The organism is Psychrobacter glacincola, assembly GCF_904846215.1.
Classification (GTDB): Bacteria; Pseudomonadota; Gammaproteobacteria; order Pseudomonadales; family Moraxellaceae; genus Psychrobacter; species Psychrobacter glacincola.
Genome location: NZ_CAJGZK010000001.1, coordinates 241,940 through 265,354 on the forward strand (window position 1 = coordinate 241,940; position 23,415 = coordinate 265,354).

19 protein-coding genes and 1 pseudogene are annotated in these 23,415 nt (G+C 42.2%); 9 read left to right on the top strand and 11 right to left on the bottom strand.

Features of this window, described 5'->3' with window-relative positions; all coding sequences use genetic code 11:
• Positions 1-189: 189 nt before the first annotated feature.
• The 4 genes from JMW90_RS00900 to arsS all read right to left on the bottom strand — a co-directional run bounded on the left by JMW90_RS00900 (position 190) and on the right by arsS (position 3,592).
• Complete coding sequence (locus JMW90_RS00900) at positions 190-828, bottom strand: TIGR04282 family arsenosugar biosynthesis glycosyltransferase (protein ID WP_227691809.1); 639 nt, start codon at positions 826-828, stop codon at positions 190-192.
• Between the two features lie 86 nt (positions 829-914).
• Complete coding sequence (locus JMW90_RS00905) at positions 915-1,673, bottom strand: TIGR04283 family arsenosugar biosynthesis glycosyltransferase (RefSeq protein WP_201561237.1); 759 nt, start codon at positions 1,671-1,673, stop codon at positions 915-917.
• A 17-nt stretch (positions 1,674-1,690) separates the two neighbouring features.
• Positions 1,691-2,530 carry a DUF547 domain-containing protein gene (locus JMW90_RS00910; RefSeq protein ID WP_201561238.1) on the bottom strand — a complete coding sequence of 280 codons (840 nt, stop codon included), beginning with the start codon at positions 2,528-2,530 and terminating at the stop codon, positions 1,691-1,693.
• Between the two features lie 93 nt (positions 2,531-2,623).
• Positions 2,624-3,592, bottom strand: coding sequence for an arsenosugar biosynthesis radical SAM (seleno)protein ArsS (gene arsS, locus JMW90_RS00915; protein ID WP_201561239.1), 969 nt, complete (start codon positions 3,590-3,592; stop codon positions 2,624-2,626).
• Between the two features lie 704 nt (positions 3,593-4,296).
• Between arsS and JMW90_RS00920 the strand changes: the two are divergent.
• From JMW90_RS00920 to JMW90_RS00935, 4 genes and pseudogenes are all read left to right on the top strand, one after another.
• Positions 4,297-5,748: pseudogene (locus JMW90_RS00920) on the top strand (DUF4331 domain-containing protein).
• Positions 5,749-5,775: 27 nt separating this feature from the next.
• Positions 5,776-6,057: a hypothetical protein gene (locus JMW90_RS00925; RefSeq protein WP_201561240.1), complete on the top strand. Its 282-nt coding sequence runs from the start codon at positions 5,776-5,778 to the stop codon at positions 6,055-6,057.
• Positions 6,058-6,146: 89 nt separating this feature from the next.
• Complete coding sequence (locus JMW90_RS00930) at positions 6,147-7,343, top strand: tetratricopeptide repeat protein (RefSeq protein ID WP_201561241.1); 1,197 nt, start codon at positions 6,147-6,149, stop codon at positions 7,341-7,343.
• Complete coding sequence (locus tag JMW90_RS00935; protein ID WP_201561242.1) at positions 7,340-8,485, top strand: HupE/UreJ family protein; 1,146 nt, start codon at positions 7,340-7,342, stop codon at positions 8,483-8,485. The genes JMW90_RS00930 and JMW90_RS00935 overlap by 4 nt, the downstream gene beginning before the upstream one ends.
• A 174-nt stretch (positions 8,486-8,659) precedes the next feature.
• Here JMW90_RS00935 and JMW90_RS00940 read toward each other — a convergent pair whose 3' ends face one another.
• Together JMW90_RS00940 and JMW90_RS00945 are read right to left on the bottom strand one after the other, a co-directional pair.
• Positions 8,660-9,667: a TonB family protein gene (locus JMW90_RS00940; RefSeq protein WP_227691810.1), complete on the bottom strand. Its 1,008-nt coding sequence runs from the start codon at positions 9,665-9,667 to the stop codon at positions 8,660-8,662.
• A gap of 256 nt (positions 9,668-9,923) precedes the next feature.
• Positions 9,924-10,919 carry a phosphatase PAP2 family protein gene (locus JMW90_RS00945; RefSeq protein ID WP_201561244.1) on the bottom strand — a complete coding sequence of 332 codons (996 nt, stop codon included), beginning with the start codon at positions 10,917-10,919 and terminating at the stop codon, positions 9,924-9,926.
• A gap of 181 nt (positions 10,920-11,100) precedes the next feature.
• On the opposite strand from JMW90_RS00945, the gene JMW90_RS00950 reads away from it, so the two are divergent.
• The 5 genes from JMW90_RS00950 (at position 11,101) to JMW90_RS00970 (ending at position 16,347) form a co-directional block, all read left to right on the top strand.
• Positions 11,101-12,816: a phosphoethanolamine transferase gene (locus tag JMW90_RS00950; RefSeq protein ID WP_201561245.1), complete on the top strand. Its 1,716-nt coding sequence runs from the start codon at positions 11,101-11,103 to the stop codon at positions 12,814-12,816.
• Between the two features lie 44 nt (positions 12,817-12,860).
• Positions 12,861-13,547 carry a response regulator transcription factor gene (locus JMW90_RS00955; protein ID WP_201561246.1) on the top strand — a complete coding sequence of 229 codons (687 nt, stop codon included), beginning with the start codon at positions 12,861-12,863 and terminating at the stop codon, positions 13,545-13,547.
• Positions 13,548-13,647: 100 nt separating this feature from the next.
• The gene (locus JMW90_RS00960) at positions 13,648-14,955 is read left to right on the top strand and encodes a sensor histidine kinase (RefSeq protein WP_201561247.1); all 1,308 of its coding nucleotides are present in this window, start codon (positions 13,648-13,650) and stop codon (positions 14,953-14,955) included.
• Between the two features lie 181 nt (positions 14,956-15,136).
• Positions 15,137-15,580 carry a diacylglycerol kinase gene (locus tag JMW90_RS00965; RefSeq protein WP_201561248.1) on the top strand — a complete coding sequence of 148 codons (444 nt, stop codon included), beginning with the start codon at positions 15,137-15,139 and terminating at the stop codon, positions 15,578-15,580.
• Positions 15,581-15,627: 47 nt separating this feature from the next.
• Positions 15,628-16,347, top strand: a complete 720-nt coding sequence (locus tag JMW90_RS00970; protein WP_201561249.1) for a PAP2 family lipid A phosphatase — start codon at positions 15,628-15,630, stop codon at positions 16,345-16,347.
• Between the two features lie 594 nt (positions 16,348-16,941).
• On the opposite strand, the gene JMW90_RS00975 is transcribed toward JMW90_RS00970, so the two are convergent.
• The 5 genes from JMW90_RS00975 to JMW90_RS00995 form a co-directional block, all read right to left on the bottom strand.
• Positions 16,942-17,973, bottom strand: a complete 1,032-nt coding sequence (locus JMW90_RS00975) for a porin (protein ID WP_201561250.1) — start codon at positions 17,971-17,973, stop codon at positions 16,942-16,944.
• A gap of 116 nt (positions 17,974-18,089) precedes the next feature.
• Positions 18,090-18,560: an acyl-CoA thioesterase gene (locus tag JMW90_RS00980; RefSeq protein ID WP_201561251.1), complete on the bottom strand. Its 471-nt coding sequence runs from the start codon at positions 18,558-18,560 to the stop codon at positions 18,090-18,092.
• Positions 18,561-18,656: 96 nt separating this feature from the next.
• Complete coding sequence (locus JMW90_RS00985; protein ID WP_201561252.1) at positions 18,657-20,369, bottom strand: fatty acid--CoA ligase; 1,713 nt, start codon at positions 20,367-20,369, stop codon at positions 18,657-18,659.
• Between the two features lie 107 nt (positions 20,370-20,476).
• Positions 20,477-21,679 (bottom strand): 3-oxoadipyl-CoA thiolase, encoded by a 1,203-nt coding sequence (locus JMW90_RS00990; RefSeq protein ID WP_201561253.1) that lies wholly within the window; start codon positions 21,677-21,679, stop codon positions 20,477-20,479.
• Between the two features lie 84 nt (positions 21,680-21,763).
• Complete coding sequence (locus JMW90_RS00995) at positions 21,764-23,350, bottom strand: 3-hydroxyacyl-CoA dehydrogenase (RefSeq protein WP_201561254.1); 1,587 nt, start codon at positions 23,348-23,350, stop codon at positions 21,764-21,766.
• Positions 23,351-23,415 lie beyond the last annotated feature (65 nt).

A 23,415-nucleotide genomic window follows, 5' to 3' on the forward strand; every position in this document is an offset into this window, starting at 1 on the left:
ATAGTTAAAATATCTCAAAAACGCTACAATGCTGCTGATATAAATTTTTTGCAGCCTCTGTCGGCTAGCTACAGCAAGCAAGAAAAATGAATATCAGCAGTACTTGATGTATTGATATTACTTTTCCCTGACTATATCGGGGTCATTCTAAAGATAAGAAATATGAGTCATATTTGAAGAACAAGTTAATCAATAGCCTATTTTTGCAAGCCAGCCTACCGGCAGATGTTTTAAATCTGCAGGCTCATCAATATCATGCAATGGGTCTAGTAACGCCAGCGTCCAACCCATTGCTTTAATACGTTGTCGAGTTACCGCTGCTACGCTGGCAGTACTCCACTCGATATTCGAAAACAAACTGGTATGAGCTCGCTTAAATCCTAAGAGCACGTAACCGCCATCTAAGGCAGGAATCATGACCGTATCAGACTGCTCTAATTTCTGAGCGGCATCTTGAATGTATAATGGCGTTAAACTCGGACAATCCGTACCAATCAATATGACCTGTTTAAACTTGTCTAAACCTTGCTGGCTGGCCGTTAACATGCGTAACCCTAAGTCACTATCTGCTTGCGCTGACCACTGCAATGACTCGGGTAAATTAAGCGTCTGCCAACATGGATCATTTGGTGCTGGACTCACACACAGCTCAACGTTAAATCCAGTCGCTAATGCCTGCTCAACGCTATGCAATAACAGCTGTTTTGCCATCAGTGATGCGCCCTCAAGACCGATTGCGGGTTGTAAACGGGTTTTTGCCATGCCGCGCGCGGGAAACTTGGCAAAGATAATAATAAGCGTGTCTGTTTGCATGGCATCTTGTGACATAAGTATTTGAATTTCTATTATTACAAGTTGAAATGGTTTGAGCCCATTCTAGGACTCTTTGTAGCTAAAATAACAACCGATAGCTACTAAGCCTTATAATAACGCTGCTTAATATTATCAGCAGAGACGCCGCGCCAGTAATCAAAACGCAGATGCCACATCAAACCTATCGTGCGCCAAGTGCCATACTGTTGCCAGCGCCGTGCCGAAGTTATCACCTTGCTTCGTAGACAAGCGGGCTTACCAATAGCTTTAAGACGTTTGCAAAGCTCAATATCTTCCATAAGCGCCTGCTGAGGAAAGCCATTCATCTGCTCAAAAAGTGTTTTTTTGATAAATATCGCTTGATCACCCGTTGCAATTCCATTGAATCTGGAACGCCAATTGATCATCTGACTGACTACCTTGAGCATCCATTCAGGACTGTCTAAACAGACATCAAAACGTCCCCACGCGGCTCGCCTAACGGCTAATGTAATATCAGTAATAGCGTGGTTCGGCAGCTGTGTATCAGCATGCAAAAACAACAACACATCACCCGTGGCTAACTCAGCACCTGCATTCATTTGCAGCGCCCGTCCAGCAGCGGACTCTATGATTTGCCAATCAATAGCCTGACAGTTAACAGCTGATTGACTAGCGATAGCTGATTGACTGTTATCTATCAAACTTTCAGTCAGTTTTTGAGCGATAACAACTGAGCTATCGGTTGAACCGCCATCGACCAATATGACTTCATAAGGTGCTGGGTTCAGATAAGCCAGATGACCAATCAATCGCGGTAAATTATCCGCTTCATTTAATACTGGTACTACGATAGAGAGTTTGATTGGCACAGCAGTCATTTTTATTAATGCCCAATTTATTTTTTATTTAAGCGCCAATTATAATTGGTGTAACTGACTTTTATTTTACCCTGCTCTAATGCCTTCACTTGAGCGCTATTCATTGCTAATGCTTGGCTATAACGTCCCAAAAATCCTGCAACGTCATTAGTACCGCGCCAACCCATCGTAAAATCTTCTTTATACCACTTAAAAATTGGCGATACCTCAAGCATATTGCCTTTCAAGCGATTACGGCTGCTGTCTGCCAAAAACTTACTGGTCACTTGCTCTAACTGCTTGTCTAAGCGCTTTCCAGTAAAGGCATCGTCTTGGAGCGCAGGACAGCCAATGCTTGCGCAATTAACCGCAAAGTGAATGCGTGGGTCGTTGTAACGCTTGGAGCCGCGAATCAGATTGTGTTCAATATCATCCAGCGAGCGCGTTTTACCCAGCAGTGGAATGAAATTCTGCTTCCAAGGTGAGCTTAATACGGATCCAATATCTTTGATCGATTTGATATTTGGATATTCGGTGAGCACCAACTCTACCGTACCTGCGTTATAGACATTAATTAAAAAGGCCAGTTGCTCATCTTTATTCCAACGATTGAATTCAGCTTGAGTGACCTTGCTAGTGGCGCTCAGATAGCTTGCCAGCTTGCTTTTATCTGCTTGCATGCCAGCATAATCCACTACCGATGCCTTGCCAGCATTGGTCATGACCACATGTTTGTCTAGCAATGCATCCCAACTGCTGTGATTAAAATCTGCATAGGCCGCTGCACTTGACAACAAGACAGTGGTGGCAATAGTCATCTTGACGACTAAGTTCTTGACGACTAAGTTCTTGACGACTAAGTTATTAAATAATGACATGGTAGTAACTCCGCTTAGATAGATAGGTTCTTGCCTATACTAATCTCACTTATTCCAGTTTTATCTAATCTACTCTCATATACTTTAATAAAGCTATATAGCTGACTCTTCTAAAATACCGCCGCAGCTACTGCCCTGTCCTGCTGTACAACCATAGCAATGGTCTGCAATGGCAATATCATCACCAGCAGGGTTTTGCGTCAATAGATCTCGTAGATGACGGCGGGCTTTGTTTGGTACCGGAATCTCAAGCTGCTGGTTAAAATCGCAATCAAATAACTCTCCCAGCCAGTTCACACTGATAGTCGAGCGACACATCACTTCGGTTAAGTTGGAGGCCACATAATTGGCTTTGAGCAAATCCATATAGGGATGGAATTCATGCTTAGCTAATAACACCGCACCGAAGCGCTGAATCGGCATATTGGTTAAGGCAAACAGCTGATTAAACTCAATACCGAAGTGCGCTTTCAACTCACGCTTATAGTCGGCTTCTAACTGCTGCTGATTGGGCGGTAGCGTCGCCCCTTGCGGGTTATACACAAGGTTCAATGTCAAATTCGAACCAGGTTTGCCATAACCTAAGGCATTGAGCTTGTGCAGTCCTAGAATACTGTCATCAAATGCCCCTTTGCCGCGTTGTTTGTCTACATTTTCTAACGAGTAACAAGGAAGAGAGGCGACAACCTCAACTTCATTGTCCGCCAAAAACTGCGCCATATCCTCATAGCCTTCCACCATCAGAATCGTCAGATTACAGCGGTCAATCACTTTGACACCCAATGCTCGTGCTGCTTTGACCAAGTACTTAAAGTCTTCATGCATCTCAGGCGCGCCACCGGTCAAATCCAGTGTATCGATATTTTGCGCTTGTAGAACCTTTGGAATCAGCTCAACCAATGCGCGTGACATCATCTCTGTACGGTATGGACTGGCTGCAACGTGGCAATGTACACAGGACATATTGCATAAATAGCCCATATTCACTTGTAGGGTTTTAAGCTCTCGCCTTTTAATAGTAGGAAAATCAGTATCTTCGAGTAATTCAATGGTAGATTTCATAGAGGTATAGAATCCAGTTGTTAGCCTACTTGATTATACAGGGACATCACTAAAATTTTGGTATAGACAGTGTTTGTCTTATAAATCTGCTGCTTATATAAAGCTAATCTAATTAATCATACCTTATTTTTTCTTATTTATTGCCAGTAATATTAGATTATTGAACATTCAGAGTTTCAATCAGAAATGAGCGAAAGCTGAATCTTCCATATTTTCGTAACTTTAATTGCCTTAAAAGTGTTATCAATTCGCTACTCAATCCTTCACTTTCTTTGTTGGCTTATAAGTTCATTAGCCTTCACTTTTCTTACGCTAATATCCCATTTATTTCCCTTATGTTTTTGAGTAAATACCTTTATAAGTGATTTAAAAACGCTTTTGTAACAGAAAAACAACACTTATCCCAATAAATCCGATGAACGTTACGATAAACCCGATGAGTGCCATAATAAAATTCTTGCTTAAGCATATAGTTTCGTTTAACTTATTCAGAGGATAGTTTAGATATATTTATATATGGATTATATATAATAAAAATTTAAATTGTCTCAGGAACTTCTCAGAAATATTTCAAAATCAACCATTTAGTAATGCAACATCCAAGTATATACCGTCTATATATTTATGATTTAATTACCCCTTAGCCCTCAAGTTTTTCTACAAGGATTCGTATGAAATACACTATACACGCTCTATTAGCAGCGATGGCTTTATGCGCAAGTGCAAGCGCTGTAGCCTCTAGTCACCGTGAAGCGCCGTCAATTACCAAAACGCCTAAAGTCGATGCCACTGACCTCTATATGTTTAACAGCTATGAGAGTGGCCGAGCAGATTACGTCACCATTATTGCTAACTATTTACCACTGCAAGATGCCTAAGGTGGACCTAACTATTTTTCGTTAGATGATGATGCTCTATATGAGATCCACATTGATAACAACGGTGATGCGGTCGAAGACGTCACTTTCCAATTTGACTTTAAACAAACACTAAATAGTATCGAGATTGATTCAGACGGCAATGCATCAACGCCAAAAGTTGCGATACCCTTATCTAACGCGGGTGATGCCTCAAACCCAGCTAACGTGCAAACCAGTGAAAGCTATGGTGTGACGATGGTTAAAGGTGATCGCCGCAGCGGCGCGCGTACACCACTGGGGAATTTTAACAAGCCATTTGATTACATCGGCACCAAGTCTTTTGCAGACTATCCAGGCTATGCAAAAGGTTTTATTAAACCTTTGAGCTTAGGCAGCTGTGGAACTGGCCGAGTATTTGTCGGTCAACGTGCTGAGAGCTTTGCTATTGACTTAGGCAAAGTATTCGATCTGATTAACCTAAATCCATTAGGTCCACGTGATGGCGGGACGAACGTGTTAGCAGATAAGAATATTACCTCTATTGCAATGGAGATTCCTAAAGCTTGTCTCGTTAATGCAGCACATGTAGATTTAGGTGATAATAAAAAAGGTGTCGATCCTGTGATTGGCGCTTGGACGACTGCCAGTGTCCGTCAGGCTACTTTAATCAATCCTTCACCTGCTTCTGGTATCAGTACCACTGCTAAGAAAGGTGGTGCATGGACTCAAGTATCAAGATTGGGTATGCCGCTGGTCAATGAGGTCGTCATTGGTCTTAAAGACAAAGACAAATTCAACGCCTCAGAGCCAAAAGATGACGTGGCTAACTTTAAGAACTATGTGTTCTATCCTACGCTACCTGCCTTGATTCAAAAACTGTATCCAAGTGCACCAGCACCTACTAACTTCCCGCGTCAAGATTTAGTGACTGCGTTCTTAACGGGTGTTCCTACTATCAACAAACCGGCTAACAAAGCTTTAGTACCAGCCGATATGTTACGCTTAAATACCACGACACCTACTGTAGTAGCGGCAAGTCAAAATGACTTAGGTGTGATCGGTGGTGATACCGCAGGTTTCCCAAATGGTAGACGACCTGATGATGATGTAACTGATGTATCGTTAAGAGTAGCGATGGGCGTCCTATGTCATGCCGGACTACCTCCAGAAGCTACTTGTGTCCCTGCTGATGCGAAAGCCGGTACAGCGCCATTTACTGACGGAGTCGTGAAATCTGCGACTGCTTTTGACTCAGTCTTTCCTTATCTACAGACCCCTCATGCAGGCAGTCGATAAGCTGAACCTAACCTAAGGAGAAATACCATGCGCTATGTACTTTTAGCGATATTGGTTACCGGATCGGCTGCTCTTTCTGGCTGCTTTAGTGATAACGATAACAAGAATTTTGAGACAGGAAATCAAGGCAATCCCAATGTAGCAACAGATCAAGCGAATGCAAATCTAGCAGTCAAGAGAGTCTCTGCTGTGATCGACGCTAGTAAGGATGTCAACACCGATGAACCGCAAGTTATTGATCGGATTATGCTTCCCGAAGCCAATCTAGCAGAGCCTGTTGCAATAACGGGCGCCAATTCTTCACTGTAGTTTGATATGAAGTTTTGATGTGAATTAAATAGAGCACCTGATCATGCGAATTTTCAGGTGCTTCTTTAGGTTTTAAATGGAGATATTTTATGCACTGGATTAAGCAGCCTATTGGATTGCTAGCATTATTACTCATAACCAGCCAACTGCTTTACGCCGCTCCTTTTGTTCCGGCAAACGACCAACAAATTCTTGAGACTCTGCCCTCCGACTCACCGCCGCCGCGCTACCTCAGCTCAGACAGTTTTGCGTCTGGTGCGAGTACTGTCAGCCCCGAACAAACCAGCCAGCTTCTAGAGCGTGCTTACTTACAGGGCGACCCGCGTGCACTAGGTCAAGCCCGAGCACAGCTAGATCAGATGACAGATCAAAGCGTAGAAACCGTCATGCTCCGAGCGCGAGCACTGCAATCGAATCATCAGTTTTCTGAAGCGAAAGAACTCCTGAAGCAAATACTCAGTAAAGATGCGACCAATCCAGATGCTTTATTGACGCTTTCTTCCTTGTTAGTGGTTCAAGGTCAGTTCGAAGATGCCATGAGCTACTGCAAAAAACTCACCGATCCTTCACTGCGCGTCTATCAATTGGCTTGTGTGGCGCAAATCCAAAGTATGACCGGTCAACTTACCGAGGCGAAGCAGAAACTGAATGGGCTCGCGGCTATTGCTCCTGGGCTTGACCCGTCGACCGCCCGCTGGATTTACCTGATGCAGGCAGACGCAGCACTACGCAGTAAAGATGTCCCACTTGCGACTCAAGTGTTTAGTGTAATGGATACCCAAACTGTACCTGCATTGATGGCACGTGCAGATTGGCTGCTAGAGCGTCAAGAGTATCAAGAAGTGCGTCAGTTACTTCAAGACCACACAGACAAAGATTCACTGCTGCTACGACTCATTTCTGCTCAAATTAAACTGGGTGACCCTAAAGCTCAGCAAAATTTAGCGCTCATAAAAGAACGTATTGAGGTATGGAAGCTACGCCAAGAAATTGCCCATATTCGTGATCAAGCCACTTATGCCATGCTCGCCAACCAGACCGACTCAGCACTGAAGTTGGCTCGTGAGAACTGGCAAGATCAGCGCGAAACGGCGGACATCTTGCTCTATGCGACAGCAGCAATCGAGGCCGGTAGCAAAAAAGACATTAAGCTACTACAGCAATTTATGACAGACACGCAATTTGAATATCCAGCACTTGAGCGTGATCTTCGCTTAGGTAAACTTAGTGACTCAAGCACCCAAGCCCTAAGCACGCAAACCTCAAGCAAGGAGACGCCTTTATGAGCGAACTCATCAAGCTCACTTGGAGTCATACCTATCGTTACCTAGTACTATTTTTGCTAGCGATGAGTTGCACGGCGCTACAAGCACACGTATCTAGTACGGCCTACTTAAACCTAGAGCCGAACGGCTCTGAGGGTGCAGCAGATGTCTCGTATAACGCTGAGTATGAATTGGCGCTTCGAGATTTGGCTTTGCTAGTAGATATAGACCCCAATCAAGACAATCAGGTCAGTTGGGCAGAGGTTAAATCACAGAAAGCGCTGATAGAGCAACTAATCGCTGCCCAAGTAACATTAGAAGCGGGTGCCCAATCTTGCAAAATAACAAATTTTGCACCATTAGCGATCAATACGCGCGGTGGGTTTAATTACTTATATACAAACTTTGAGCTGGGCTGTGCTGCCCCTATATCAGGGCTCGACTATCAAGTTTTAGCAGGTGTCGATGCCAACCACCGCTTGATTCTGACGCAAGCTGATGATAACTTACCGGTTCAAGTATTGACCGTAGGTAAGAATCCGTTAGGTTCAAGCGCAGACTCCAGCTTACTATCCACTTCTATAAACTTTTTGAAAAGTGGCGTACATCACTTACTGATCGGCTGGGATCATCTGTTGTTTTTGTTCGTACTTCTGATTCCTGCAGTTTACATACGTAAGCAAAAACAATTGGTTGCTGTCGCCAAACCGAGATCTGCACTACTTGAAGTCTTTTGGATTGCAACCTCATTCACGCTAGCGCATTCCATTACCTTAACCTTAGCAGCGCTTGGAGTCATTATTATTCCAGCGTGGTTTATCGAATCCTTGATTGCCCTATCGATTGCCTTTGCAGCGCTAAACAATTTAGTGCCCATGCTGCGAGTGCGAGCCGTCTATCTGGCCTTTTTTTTCGGACTGATTCACGGTTTTGGTTTTGCCAATGTACTCGTGGATTTACCACTAGCAACCAGTGAGCGCGTGCTAGCCTTGTTAAGCTTTAACGTCGGCATCGAGCTAGGACAGCTCTTGTTCATTCTGGTAGTATTTCCGATAGCGCTGTTGCTACGTCACACGCGTTTTTATAAATCGGTTATATTTTATGCCGGCTCTCTTGTCAGTATTGCTATTGCGTTGTGGTGGTTTTTTGAACGGATAACGTGATTAAAAATTAAAATGCACGACTGATCTTTATCATAAACACACCTCAAATCATTAGAAAAAGGGCTAAGATCACTGATCTTAGCCCCATCTTTTGATACTTCCTCAAACCGCAATTGCAATTGCGCGTTTAAATTTTCATCACATTTTTATTTTCATCTGACTATATTACGTAGATTAAGGACGCTCATATATTAATGACATCGGTACAACACCATTAACGAGTCGCTTATTTTGTTGGAAGGGTTTAAGTTGTCCTGCTCTGACTTGGGTCATGGCTGCGATATCGATAATATTATTGCCCGATGATTCGAGCAACTGCACATCCGTAATGTAGCCATTTTTATCGACATAAAGCGCTAATAGTACGGTGAAAACATCGCCAGATTGACCAGTCACTTCACGCCAGATTGCCGACGGTAGGTCTGTTATAGGTTTCTGATCAAGCCAACTTGCTTGCTCCTCCAGAAAACTGACTGGCTCATCATCGAGATTGAGTTGTTTTTGTTTCTCATTAGCTTTGCCAGCCTGTGCTTGCAACAGCTCTTGCCCCGCGCGCTTTCTACCTTCTTGCCACTGACGAGCTTGATCTCGATTGAACTGTGCTGTCACCGATCTGATCAACGAAGCTATATCTATCTCATCTTCAGCCTTAACCTTGACTGTTTTTCTCGTCTCTTTTATGACCAGCCCTTGCGTTGACATATTTGTTGATTCAGGACTGACCTGTTCTGTCATCGCTTGAACCAATGCAAGAATATCTTGTTCTTCAGCCATTTCCTTAGTCATCTCTTCAGATTCTTTGGCGGCATTCTTTTGTACTAAGACTGGCGATTGAGTTTGTTTTTTAATCTTAGTCTTTTCTGGATTTGACTGCTTATTTATTGGATCAGATAGTTGTTTTTTTGGTTCAGGATTTAGTGTTTTGACAGAATCTAATGCTTTACTAAAGGTCGGCTCTGGCACAGATTTCACTGGCTTAGCTTCTAACAGTTTATTCTCTAGTAATTCAGCGGATTTTTCCTCTAATTGCGGCAGTATCTGAGGAGCAGGATTGGGTTTTGTAAGGGTGTTTTCGGCACGGATTTTTTCAGAAGATGATGTTGATGTTGGCAATGTCACTAGCTCTAATTGGATTGCCTGAGGCTTAGCCGGCTTGATGTCAGGAATTTCTGGGTTATCCATAGATATCACAGCCCACACAGTAAGACCGTGTAATACAATCACAAAAATAGTTATCCCAGCACTGATAGAGCCGCTAAGACGGGTAAATGGATTTAGTATCATGATGATTTATTAAGCAGCCTATTAGAAATAGCAGTTGGATAATTATCCATCAACAATAACAAATATTTGCCTATAAGCGTCAGATTATATAGTAATTTTTATGGAGTGCTGAAGCAGCTTATTCTGCTTATAATGGTGAATGCATCGAGCTTACCTAGAGTAACAATGGAAACTGATAAAATTCTGCATATATCGAGGTGCCAATTAGTACACATATAACACTGAGCCAGACCAGACGAAAATGCGTAACCGACCAAACTATCTGCCAATCAATTTTGTTACGCGCCCTTAGCCACTCTGTCATACTAATCGCTACCATTAGCCACAATGCCCCCACCAAATAACCTCCGAGTACATCACTCAAATAATGCTCATTCAGCAAAATTCTGCTTAATCCTATCAGTAGAGAGAAAAAGATGGTGATCGCAGCTATGCGGACTTGCGTGGCAAAGCTGCGACTAAAACGAATAGCCATGTAAGCAAGAAACCCATATAACGCGACCGTAATCGTTGCATGGCCACTCGGAAAGGAATCTGTCTGCTCAAACAGTAAAATATCTACTGGTCGCGTGCGATGAAACAATAGTTTACTGAGGAAGGTAAATATAGTGCTTCCTAGCGTGGCTATCAATAACCCTACTAATATATAGCGTTGGCGAATTATCCAGCATAAAATAGAGACGAGCAATACGATTAAACAGGTCGTTGCAGTAGAGGCAAAGCTTGTCATCAGGATGAAAAACGTTACTATAGGCGACTCACTCAGCATACTCATCTGCTGTGACACAAAAAAGTCCATTGCCACGATAGTATCTGAAGTAACGACATCTTCCACCAAGCCAAAAAACAAAGCTAAGATATAACCCATGACTAGCAATAAGACTGTCAGAGGCAATCCATAAAAGTGCTGTATGTCAAGCCTTTGTGACAAAGCATCATACAGTTTTGGGTAGTTATTTCTTAATCGAATAAGGCGTTTGCTTTGACTCAAATACCGTCTAAGCGCCGTCCAAGATTTCAGTAGCTGATTCAGTACTGTCTGACCATAGCGAATGACCGCATACTGTAAAACCCATAAAAAAAACATCACCAATAGAATAAAGATTCCTAAGGCAAACAACTGCTGATTTTTTTGGATGAGCGTAATCATGAATGAGAGGTCTCTTTTTACAACCATTTTTGTAGATGATTTATGAATTTTTGGAGTATCAAATACACTCTGATCTTCGTTATCTATTATGCATTTAATCTAGGCTTCTTAACATCTTCTTAACAAGGTCATTGCTACCTTAGAGAATGAAATTCATCTCACTCTATTAAGAAGTCCGTGTATGTCAAAACACTTAATTGCTGATTCAGCCATTGTAGAAACCCATAATATTGGCCTTGCTAAAAATAATAAGGCAATCTACGCTAAAAGTAAATTTTATCATTGTGAGCTCAATCTTACTTATCTGATTATAGTGGTTACGCTCTACCTCGTTGCTACGGCAAATACCGGTTTCTTTAAGCAAGTGTTAATGATATATCCATTCGCGGATAACATTGGTTTTATCATTTCTCTTACTGGCTTATTGTTTGGACTGATGTGGTTGATATTTCAGCTGTTATGCTATCGACCGACAGCGAAAGTGGTACTGATTGCTATGGTGCTGATTGCAGCAGTATGTGGTTATTTCACTGATACGTATGGGACGATATTTGATAGTGGCATGCTGATCAATAGCTTACAGACCGACCAAGCAGAAGCGATGGGATTGATGGCACCAAGCTTTATGATTCGACTGTTGCTATTGGGTGTGCTACCTGCTTTTATTATCAGTAAGCTGCGGATAAAGCGCCTATCTATCGGTAAATCCATCTTGCAAAAGGCAATCACCTTGATAAGCTCTATTGCGATAATAGCAGTTTGCCTATTGCCATTTGGAGATCAATACGCCAGCTTTTTTCGCCAGCATAAGATAGTGCGTAGTTATACCAACCCCATTACCCCTATTTATTCTGTTATCAAGCTCGGTACTGACTATGTCGATGAGTTGCGTCGCCCTGATACTTTGATACTGCATGCGACAGATGCAAAACATACAGTAGCCAGTAGTACAGCAAAACCTAAGCTGATGGTATTCGTAGTCGGTGAAACGGTTCGCGCTGACCATATTGGCTTAAATGGCTATAAACGCGATACGATGCCGCTACTTGCGAGCCAGCCAGATATCTATAGCTTCAAGCATGCGACCTCTTGCGGCACATCAACCGCTTATTCAGTACCTTGCATGTTTAGCTATGCTAACAGAAAAGACTACGACATAGACACGGCTGAATACAATGAAAACGTACTTGACACCCTTCATAAACAAGGCGTTAATGTCATCTGGCGAGACAACAATTCTAGCTCTAAAGGCGTGGCAGATCGCGTCATTGTTGAGGACTATAAAATACCTGAGGTAAACCCTAATTGTGATAGTGAGTGTCGAGACATAGGTATGCTTGACGGTTTTGATGCTTTAGTTAAGTCGGACACAGAGGTTAAAGCAGCGGCGAAGCCAAAAGACACACTGATTGTATTACATCAAATGGGCAATCACGGTCCTGCCTATTACCAACGCTATCCCAAAGCATTTGAAGAATATAAGCCTGTCTGTATGACCAACGAGTTATCTAAGTGTGATGCTCAATCCGTCATAAATGGTTATGACAATGCAATTCGCTATACCGATTACTTTTTAAATGCCGTCATAGACACGCTAAAACCCTACGAGCAAGACTATGATGTGGTGATGGTATATATGAGTGATCATGGAGAAAGTCTGGGTGAAAACAATGTATATTTACATGGTCTGCCATACGGTATTGCGCCGAATGCTCAAAAACAGGTGCCAGTGATTATCTGGTCACCTAATGGCAATAGTATCAATGCTAAAAGTCTGTCTGATATGACCAATGAGCCAGTATCACATGATTTTATTACCCCAACCCTGCTAAGCTTCTTTAATATTACGACTAAAGAAGTTCAGTCAGAGCCAACCTTTTTCAAAACTGTTCATTAATCTTTTTAACCAAAGCACTGCTAGCATTTATACTCGAGACATCTATGTACAAGATACTTATTATTGAAGACAATCCTGATATCGTGGCAAATATTTATGCTTTCTTTGAACCAAAGGGTTTTGAATTGGACAATGCTCATAATGGACTGAGTGGTTTGGCACTGGCAGCAAACAATCGCTACGACGTGATACTACTCGACGTGATGCTTCCGGGTATGGATGGCACCAAACTGTGCAAAACGCTCAGAGAAGAGCTGCATGATAAGACGCCCGTATTGATGCTGACTGCACGCGATACTATTTTGGACAAAGTGGCAGGTTTTGATAGCGGTGCCGATGATTATCTTATCAAGCCTTTCTCATTGGTCGAATTAGAAGCACGTATCAAAGCCTTGATACGCCGCCATCAAGACGAGCATTTTCAGCACAGTATACAAGTCGGCGCATTGTCTCTTAACGCAGCTGAACATAGTATCAAGCGAGATGACAAGCCCTTAAAGCTAACCCCAACGGGATTCAAAATCTTACAAACCTTGATGAGTGCCTCGCCACGAGTGGTTAGTAAAAATGAGCTTGAGGAAAAAGTATGGGGACAGGATGTGCCAAGCAGTGATGCGCTTCGTACACATTTGCACAGTGTGCGTGCGCAAGTTGATAAACCCTTCGATAGAGCCATGATAGTAACCATGGCTGGTGTTGGTTACCAAATTATTGACCCAGATAAAGTGTAAAACGTCATAATACGATTTAAAGATTAACATCTATTATAAGCATTCGTCTCTATATTTTTTCTTGCTCTATCTACTGCCTTACACTAAATAAGTACCTGCCATGTTCACTATAGACTCAATCGCTAATAAGTTTCGAATCTCCTACTTTTTATTTGCCTTGCTGCTATGTACAACGTTCGTCAGTATTTTTATGTATGCTGAGATGCGAATCGAACAGGATTTAGTGAAAGGGCGTCTTCTACAACAGCTACAACTCAGTCAAGAAAAAGAAGGTGAGCGGGCTATTTATACAGCCAATCCGGGTATCAAAATTTATCGTTATGACAGTGCACCTGAGAATTTAAAAGCGATAGTGAACGAAACCGTTCAAGAGATACCTGTAACCGTGAATAATCAAGCCGGCAAAACCAAAGCGAACCTTCATTTTTTTGCTCATCAACAAAACGCGCAACAGTATATTTTGACCTACTTAGAAGATACCAAGATGGTGATGGCAAACTATCCTGTTTTAACCATCTTCGAAAACTTAGAGGATATATTTGCGGATGCACTAAAAATTGCGGTTATCTTGAGTTTGCTCATTGCAGCGTTATTCTCTCATTTATCCTCTAAGCAAATCATCAAGCCTTTATTAGATTTAAAGCAAGCAGTGGAAACCGATCATCAAAACTTAACTGAATTAACCCACCTACCCTCAGAAGTTGGGGTATTAGCACGAGCTATCGATGAAAAAAATCACAAGCTAGAGCAGTATCTAAAACGCGAGCAGCTGTTTACCGGTGACGTCAGTCATGAACTTCGCACACCGTTAACCATTATCATGGGCGCATCTGAGGTATTAGCCTCACAACTTGAAGACAACAGTCACTTGCGCGAATTTGCCAACCGTATTAGCACGACCGCCAAAGAAACCTCTGAAATCATCAGTGCCTTACTGCTCTTATCGCGCGCGCCCGAACAGTTAGATACACCGCAAACCTCTATCAATGATATCGCTCTAAATGAAGTATCACGCTTACAATATTTGCTGCGCCATAAACCGGTAAGTTGCAAAGTAGTCGCTGAGCAAGATTATGTGGCTTATGTGCGACCTGAACTGCTAAAAATGGCATTGGGAAATTTAATAAAAAATGCCTTTCAGTACACTGATGATGGTGAAGTCATCGTAACCATCGATAGTGAAAAAATCACAGTCTCTGATACCGGTCTTGGTATTCCCGAGATTATGATGCCGCTGCTATATGAGAGATTTGAGCGTCTAAATGATATGAAGACAGGCGATCAGGTAGAAGGAACGGGTTTGGGTCTGAGCATCGTACAACGTATCATGACTCATATGGACTGGAAGCTTACCCATCAAGCCCATGCTACAGGCGGTAGTACGTTTAGTATTTATTATAAAAAATAGCCTATATAGGTCTTTACTGTATTTTATGAACCAACCAATCAATACTGTCTTAACGCTTTCTTAATATTCACCGTCTTATAATATATTTAGGAATACAATAGGCTAATTTTTGTTTAATTATTTTTTTGACTATGCAAAATATCTAGCGTAACTCAATATTAATGAGTATTAAGAATTTAATATGAATACAGTCAACTCTGAATCAAAAACCCAAACGACAGCTCCTCAGCTACTTACCCCCAATAGTTATGCCAGTATTGCTAAAGGCAACAAAGGTCTCTCTCGTATTGCTAAAGCCACGGGCTACTCTATAGATGGCTTTAAAGCGGCTTACAAGTTTGAGGCGGCTTTTAGACAAGTATTTTGGCTGAATAGTGTGTTGTTCATTGCAATCATTCTTATCCCTTTTGATATCAGCATAAAAATGATGCTTATCATCACCTCTTTCTTATCCCTTATCGTCGAGCTGTTTAATACCGGTATTGAAGCCAGTGTTGACCATACCTCAACGAACCAGCATCCACTCGCCAAAATAGCCAAAGATGTGGGTTCTGCAGCGCAGTTTTTGGCGTTATTGCTTTTGTTTGTCTTATGGCTAATGGCGTTATGGAAACTTTTATATTGAGTAAGACTTGGACACTGACGACTTAATGTATTTTAAAAGGTGACTCAATGACGCTAGCAAAAAACTCAACGGATTGGATGTGGCTCAAGCTGCTGTGCTTAACCATTATTGCGACACTGGCGTTTGAGCACAGCCAATTTGATGTTCGTATTAGTAAACTTTTCTATGCAAATGGACATTGGCTTATTGAAAAAGGCGCACAGCCTTATGCGTTTATTTTTTATGATTTTCCCAAATTATTGCTAATATTATTAGGGATTTGTTTGATCACATTATTAATTTGGCGCTATTGGCAACGTCGATACGCTCATACTGTGAATGCTAACGTGTTTTTTATCAGACCAATCGCAGCATTATCTAGCCGAGAGGTAGGTTATTTATTAATCACTATAATTATGGTGCCTACAATCATCGCAACGCTAAAGAGCTTTACCCATGTCAGCTGCCCAAATAATTTATCTTTATTTAGTGGTGATTTGCCTTATCTTAATCTCTGGCAAAGCATACTCACTAAAACGCCGGCGAAGTGCTTTCCAGCGGCGCATGCCAGTGCAGGATTCTCTTTATATGGATTGGTGTTTTTGCCAACACTACAAAAATATTGCTATAAAATATTTGTCATAGTCACGAGCTTAGGTTGGACGATGGGGATATATAAGATGGCATTTGGCGACCATTTTTTCAGTCATACCTTAGTATCGATGTTATTGTCGTTAACGATAGCCTGTGCGCTCGCAAGCCTTTTTTTCAAAAAACCTTTAAAATAATAAACTTAGACGCCTTATAAGTTACCTTGTAAAGTGTCTAAGTTTATTTTGTGCGCTGGCTTGTAATATATAGTGCGTTTATTACAAAAGTGTTATAGCGCTATTGGTATGAATTTTACGCAGCCTCTGGGAACGCAGCACGCCAGTAAAATTTATACCAATAGCGCGTTTAAATTTTCATAACATTTGTATTTCTTTTATTTAGCACTGACTATGATAATTTAGCATTGTCATTGTCATTGTCATTGTCTAGTAAGCCATATAAGAGACCTTTGAGCAATCATAAGTGACAAGCTTTATGTGCCTTTTACGCAACCTGTTATATAAGCACTAACTATAGTCAGAGAAAAGTAATATCGATACATCCAGTACTGCTGATATTAATTTTTCTTGCTTGCTGTAGCTAGCCGACAGAGGCTGCAAAAAATTTATACCAGCAGTACTGTAGCGTTTTTGAAATATTTTAACTATACATAATCACAATCTATACGACATATAATTTTAAACAAAATACTATTTGGCTACTTGGCTTAGAAACTATTCGGCTTAGAAACTATTCGGCTTAGAAACTATTCGGCTTAGAAACTATTCGGCTTAGAAACTATATTTGGCCATGATTTCGACTTGCTGCCCTTTTTTTACACGTGATAAGGTTTTGTCACTCCGATCCCGCCACTCAATACCAAAATCCAAATCTGGTAAATAATTATAGACAAGGTTGACGCTTTTTACATTGACAGAAGTATCAGCCGCATCATCTACATTAATCTCACCATAACGCATGTTACTAAGAAGTTTTTCTGAAAATTTATGCCTATATCCTACCGTAAAGCCCGTTTGCGACACAAGTTCGCCGTTTTCAGCATCACAATCTGCAGCTCCAGTTGCCCCGAGCATTTTTCCGACACATACTGTGGAATAGACGCCCATCCCTTCACCGTTGAATACGCTCGCATGTAATGAATCGTTACCCAGTTTGAGTTTACCGGCCAAAGAAACGCCGACACCGACATCTGAATCATCTCCATTTTTAGCCTCACGCGCAGTGACTGCTAAGTTATAGCTAAGATCGGATATGTTATTTTTATAGCTCACCACCATATCAGGCAGGTTAGCTTCCTCATAAACAGGTTGTTGAGCCGTCAAACGAAGCCCTTTATGGGTATAATGAACGGTCAAATCTGGACGAATATCAGCGCCACCACCAGAGATGGTTCCCAAACCCGTACCTCGAAAGTCGAGCTGTTCAGTTAAAAGTGGGAAGACCGCTAAAAACTGACCATTCCATGTCTTACCTACGGTCAAATCATCGACCTGAACATAAGCATGACGAAGCCGTAAGTCTGAACCACCATTTGCGGCATTACCATAAAAATCCCCTTCGATAAAACCTGTTAATTTTTTATCATCTACCTTCTTAGTGGTTTTCAGATTAATCCGAGATTGCCGTGCATTTCCTTTGAACTCAGACTCGCCTTCATCTGGAGAATAAAATATACCTTCCGCTTTAACATAACCACCGATACTTAAAGTGGTATCTCCATTTGTGACAAGTTCTATGGCCTGTGCCTGTACACATGCCCCAAGAACCGCCAAACCAAAAGACAACTTTTTGATATAAAGCATGATTTATACATTCCTTGTATTGTTTGAAAATCCCTTTAAATTGCTATCGCTACTGTATTTTTTCACTTCATAAATACCAGCACTATCTCCCTGTATTAAAAAACTTGCCTCATACTTTATTTAACCCTTTCAAAAGCGGTAATCGCGGCTTTTTTTGTGTCATCAATATTTTTCTTTTGTCCGCTAGCTTTATCAAGATATACCAACACTGATTCACCGCTAGCGACAATAGTTTTCATAGCGGTACTATAATAGGTATATTCATGAATCAAGCTGGCATTACCAATTTTCTTGACTCGAACCCCAATCCATAAGGTGTCAGGATAGATTACTGGTTTGAAATATTGACAGGATGATGCTGCCATGACTGAAAAAGTATTTTCATTAAATAGATTTAATTGACTGTTATAGTGAATACGAGCGTTTTGGGCATAAGTGTAATAGACCACATTATTGACATGCCCAAAAGAATCCATATCGCCCCACTCTACTTGTTGAGAGTAAATAACCGCAAAACCATGCATAGGATGGTTATTGTCTCTGTTGAGCGTCTCTTCTACTTCCGGTAATACAGCTAAAGCTTTCATAGTTGTCTCGTCTAGGCACGCCAATGAACATACCTGTTCAAATTATCAGTAAGCTCAAGTGGCTATTTTTTGCAGTTACCAATAGGATTTTTTGGATTAAATCAATTTTTCTTCGTACATAATGCGCATTTTTTTCTTATCAAGCTTACCCACACTGGTTTTCGGCATTTCTACTAAAAACCTTATTTCACTGGGGACGCCATACTTTGGTAAGTAGCCTTTTTCAACCGCTTGATGACCCAACGCTAAAATATCCTCCGCTTTTATATCGACATACTCAGGTTTCAGGACTACTAACGCTAGAGGACGTTCGCCCCATTTTTCATCCGCTACGCCAATGACCGCCACTTCAGCGACGCAAGGGTGAAACGATAAAATATTCTCGACTTCAAGCGAGGATACCCATTCGCCACCTGACTTGATGACGTCTTTGAGCCTATCCGTAATTTTTAGAGTACCATCAGCGGTAATACAGGCAATATCCTGGGTATGCATCCAGCCACCGCGCCACAACTCATCGCCTGCATCTGGATTCTTAAAATAACTTTGGGTCAGCCAAGGCGCTCGAACAACGAGTTCGCCGGTCGACTCACCATCCATTGGTAAGGCTTTGCCATTCTCATCCCAAATCTCCATCGATACCAGCATAATGGGTGAGCCAGAAAGACAACGATAATTGATCTGCTCGGTCGTTGTCATAGTACTTGTCTGATCACCAAATGCCACTCTGGCAAGGACAGGACAGGACTCTGACATCCCAAAACCCGAGATAAACTCTATGCCACTTTCAAGGGCGGCTTCAGCTAGAGCTTCGTTTAATTTGGAGCCACCTACTGACAACTTAAGACCATTAAACTTGCGTCCTCGGGTGGCCATTTCTTTAATTAACATCTGTAAAATGGTTGGGACACCATGCGAGAGGGTCACCTTGTGCTGTTCAATCAAGTCAACCAATACTTCGGATACATAGCGCCCTGGATACACTTGTTTGAGCCCGATCATGGTTGCCCCATACGGCCAGCACCATGCATGTACATGGAATAATGGTGTCATCGGCATATAGACATCATTGTAGCGAGCACCTTGACCTTCGGCACTGAGTGCAGAGGCCAGCGTACTCGATAGCGTCTGTAATACAATTTGCCTGTGGGTAAAGAACACCCCTTTTGGGTCTCCCGTTGTACCACTGGTATAAAATGTGGTGGCGATGGTGTTTTCATCAAAATCGGGAAAATCAAACTCATCACTGACCGTGTCTAGCATTGCCTCATACTCACCTTCGGCGTAATCTGGCATGCTAGCTTGCTGAGTTTTTATAGTGTCTTCACCATACTCAGTGTCTTCATCATACTGAGTGTCATCTAGCCAAATAATTTTCTCAATAGAAGGGGCTTCGTGACGGTAGTTTTTAGCCATTGGCTCAAATTCAGCATTTAATAACAAAGCTTTTGGCTTGGAATGGTTGATGGTATACAGCACTTTATCTTCAGCCAAGCGTACATTGACCGTTTGCAAAATCATGCCAGACATCGGCACGGCAAAGTACGCTTCAAGGTAACGATGACTGTCCCAATCCATAACAGCAACCACATCACCTGCTTGCAAACCCATATTTTTAAGCACGTTTGCCAAGCGATTCACGCGCTTGAAAAATTCAGCATACGTATAAGTAACTTTGTCTGCATAACTAATGGTTTGATCTTTAGAGGCGATTTTTGCACGGTTTAGTAACTGTTTGATAATCAAAGGAAAACCATAGGCTTCTTCAGCTTGCTGGTAGTCCTGATGTTGATTAAGTATCGTCGTCATTATTGTCATCCTTGATATTAAAAAAATATGGCGAGGGTATATAGTCAATTCAATTCAAAATAGGCTAACGTTGTCACTCTTTTATACTGAATTGACTATAAAAAGGGCTAGACTCGTTCAATCACCATGGCAAGCCCTTGCCCAATGCCAATGCATAAACTGACCACTGCATATTTTTCGCCCGTACGCTGCAGTTCTCGAGCGGTACTTAAAGCCAGTCTAGCGCCTGATGCGCCAAGTGGATGTCCAACGGCAATAGCACCGCCATTAGGGTTGACGCGTTTGTCATCGAAATCAATATCCAAACCTTTTAGACAGCCAAGTACTTGCGAGGCAAACGCTTCATTAATCTCAATGATGGACATATCATCAAGGGTAAGATCAGCACGTTTCAAGGCCAGTTTAATAGCCTCAACAGGTCCTACGCCCATAATACTCGGCTCAACACCCATAGCACCAGATGACAGAATCTTAGCAATAGGCTTAAAGCCTAGCTTTTCCTCTGCTCGCTTTGACCCAATAATTAAAGCAGCTGCGCCATCATTGATACCTGACGCATTGCCTGCTGTGACGACACCGTCATTATTTAAAGGTTTAAGCTTTTGTAGCGCTTCGACCGTGGAGCTGGCGCGAGGATGCTCATCATCCGATATCGCTTTTTCTGGTAGTTTTTTACCTTGCGATACCATAATTGGTGTTATTTCATCGTCAAAGAACCCAGCTTGTTTTGCCGCTTGGTATTTAGCTTGCGAGGCCGCTGCGAATTTATCCGCCTCTTCACGAGTAATGCCGTATTTGCGAGCGACATTATCGCCCGTTTGTGGCATGGTATCGCTGCCAAACTGTTTTTCGATGATAGGATTGGGGAAGCGACTGCCAATGGTTGTATCGAACACTTTAAATTCACGACTAAAAGGCTGCTCGGTTTTAGCAAATACGAAAGGCGCGCGGGTCATTGACTCGACGCCACCTGCTAAAATTACGTCACCCTCATTACAAGTAATGCTGTGAGCAGCATCGATGATGGTCGATAACCCTGAGGCGCATAGACGATTGACGGTTTGACCGGGTGTTTTGACATCTAACCCTGCTAGCAACGCAGCATTACGGGCGATATTGCGAGAGTCTTCACCAGCTTGATTGGTATTACCGATCAGCACTTCATCAAAAATATCGTTCGGTAATTGGTGTTTTTCGACCAGAGTCTTCATCACCGTGGCGATTAAGTCATCAGGGCGTACAGTAGCTAATGCGCCGCCATGGCGACCAAAAGGGCTTCTTAATCCGTCATAAATATAAGCATCTAACATAACTTTTCCTTGTTGTGTTTTGAGAGTTTGTCTTATTAAAATATAGGGTTTAGCAAAATTGCTAGGTTGTTGGTATTATTGGTATTAATATTTATTTGGCTGAGTAAATAGTGAAATACCTAGCGTGGCGCGGCGTTGCAACCACGGGCTTGGGCGATAACGTTGATCACCTGTTAACCCATAAATACGCTCTAAGATAAGTAAGATTCTCTGAGCCCCAAGCTTATCTCCCCATGAGATAGGACCATACGGATAACCAAGTCCAAGCTTGACGGCATTATCGATATCTTCAGGAGAGGCAATACCTTGCATCGCAATATCACAGCCTAGATTAATGACCATCGCCATGACACGCTGCGCCACAAAGCCAGTGCTTTCAGTAATCAGTGTGGCATCGACAGCAGCATTTGAGCCTTCATCCGAGCTTTTACCGAACTTATTATTTTTACCAAATAACGCATAAGCTTGCGCCACAAAGTTATCTTGAGTGACAATACTTGGCATCAAAGTTCGATGCTTAGATAAGTCAGTCAGCATATCAATGGCGACTGCTTGGTTAGGATTGACTTGATAACGAATAGCAGCATTGGTGGTATCCTCGCCATAGATTGCCAGCAATATCAAACTATCAGGGTTTGGCTTATCGTTATCGTCGATAGTGATGTCGCCTGCATTTAGATAGTCAACCAGCTGTTGCTTATCTTCTGCTAGATCTGCACCAATCCAAACTGAGATGTTCGAGGTATCGAAATCTGTCTTATAAGGTGGTTGTTGATTGGTATTTGATGTCTCTTTTTGACCGTTTTGTTTTTTATTATCTGTGTATTGATAAAAACCTTCACCAACTTTACGACCGAGCTTTTTTCCCATTAACATCTGACGCGTTAACGGATGGGGACGATAGCGAGGCTCAAAGTAATATTGATTATAGATTGACTCCATAACGGGATGCGACACATCGATACCCGTGAGATCAAGCAGCTCAAACGGTCCCATGCGAAAGCCTGCGCCGTCACGTAAAATACGATCGATGTCCTCGAAACTAGCAACCCCTTCGCCTAATATTTTTAGAGCCTCTGTGCCATAAGCTCTGCCACCATGATTGACAATAAAACCTGGAGTATCTTTTGCTACCACCCCCAAATGCCCCATGCGTTTGGCTAACTCTTTAAGCGTCTCTACCACTGAAGCTTTGGTAGAGAGACCAGGGATAACTTCAACGATTTTCATTAGCGGCACTGGATTGAAAAAGTGAAATCCCGCCACGCGCTCTGGATGTGCGCAATTAGAGGCGATCGCCGTCACCGCTAGCGATGAGGTATTGGTTGCCAAAATCGTCTCGGCAGAGACAATACTTTCTAACTGTTTAAACAGCTGCTGTTTTATATCCAAGTTTTCTATAATGGCTTCGATGACTATCTCAGCTTCTACAATTTTGCTTAAATCTTCAATCACTATCAGATTGGTCAAAGTTGACTGTAGCTGCTCATCGGTAAATTTGCCTTTGGCGGTGAGTTTTTCGAGCATGACTTGCAGGGATTGGCGTCCTTGCTCAGCGGCACCTACTTTCGCATCAAATAACAGTACTTTAATCCCAGCTTGAGCTGCGATTTGGGCGATACCCATTCCCATAATACCGGTGCCAATAATGGCCAATGTGTTCACGGTCATAATAATCCTTTATATGCTCTTGTTATATTCAGTTCAAAATAAAAGTGATACGATTGTAATAACGT

Excerpts from the sequence above, each read along its gene's own strand:
- JMW90_RS00900 (WP_227691809.1), bottom strand. The coding sequence starts at position 828 with ATGTCACAAGATGCCATGCAAACAGACACGCTTATTATTATCTTTGCC.
- JMW90_RS00905 (WP_201561237.1), bottom strand. The coding sequence starts at position 1,673 with ATGACTGCTGTGCCAATCAAACTCTCTATCGTAGTACCAGTATTAAAT.
- JMW90_RS00910 (WP_201561238.1), bottom strand. The coding sequence starts at position 2,530 with ATGTCATTATTTAATAACTTAGTCGTCAAGAACTTAGTCGTCAAGAAC.
- arsS (WP_201561239.1), bottom strand. The coding sequence starts at position 3,592 with ATGAAATCTACCATTGAATTACTCGAAGATACTGATTTTCCTACTATT.
- JMW90_RS00925 (WP_201561240.1), top strand. The coding sequence starts at position 5,776 with ATGCGCTATGTACTTTTAGCGATATTGGTTACCGGATCGGCTGCTCTT.
- JMW90_RS00930 (WP_201561241.1), top strand. The coding sequence starts at position 6,147 with ATGCACTGGATTAAGCAGCCTATTGGATTGCTAGCATTATTACTCATA.
- JMW90_RS00935 (WP_201561242.1), top strand. The coding sequence starts at position 7,340 with ATGAGCGAACTCATCAAGCTCACTTGGAGTCATACCTATCGTTACCTA.
- JMW90_RS00940 (WP_227691810.1), bottom strand. The coding sequence starts at position 9,667 with ATGGATAACCCAGAAATTCCTGACATCAAGCCGGCTAAGCCTCAGGCA.
- JMW90_RS00945 (WP_201561244.1), bottom strand. The coding sequence starts at position 10,919 with ATGATTACGCTCATCCAAAAAAATCAGCAGTTGTTTGCCTTAGGAATC.
- JMW90_RS00950 (WP_201561245.1), top strand. The coding sequence starts at position 11,101 with ATGTCAAAACACTTAATTGCTGATTCAGCCATTGTAGAAACCCATAAT.
- JMW90_RS00955 (WP_201561246.1), top strand. The coding sequence starts at position 12,861 with ATGTACAAGATACTTATTATTGAAGACAATCCTGATATCGTGGCAAAT.
- JMW90_RS00960 (WP_201561247.1), top strand. The coding sequence starts at position 13,648 with ATGTTCACTATAGACTCAATCGCTAATAAGTTTCGAATCTCCTACTTT.
- JMW90_RS00965 (WP_201561248.1), top strand. The coding sequence starts at position 15,137 with ATGAATACAGTCAACTCTGAATCAAAAACCCAAACGACAGCTCCTCAG.
- JMW90_RS00970 (WP_201561249.1), top strand. The coding sequence starts at position 15,628 with ATGACGCTAGCAAAAAACTCAACGGATTGGATGTGGCTCAAGCTGCTG.
- JMW90_RS00975 (WP_201561250.1), bottom strand. The coding sequence starts at position 17,973 with ATGCTTTATATCAAAAAGTTGTCTTTTGGTTTGGCGGTTCTTGGGGCA.
- JMW90_RS00980 (WP_201561251.1), bottom strand. The coding sequence starts at position 18,560 with ATGAAAGCTTTAGCTGTATTACCGGAAGTAGAAGAGACGCTCAACAGA.
- JMW90_RS00985 (WP_201561252.1), bottom strand. The coding sequence starts at position 20,369 with ATGACGACGATACTTAATCAACATCAGGACTACCAGCAAGCTGAAGAA.
- JMW90_RS00990 (WP_201561253.1), bottom strand. The coding sequence starts at position 21,679 with ATGTTAGATGCTTATATTTATGACGGATTAAGAAGCCCTTTTGGTCGC.
- JMW90_RS00995 (WP_201561254.1), bottom strand. The coding sequence starts at position 23,350 with ATGACCGTGAACACATTGGCCATTATTGGCACCGGTATTATGGGAATG.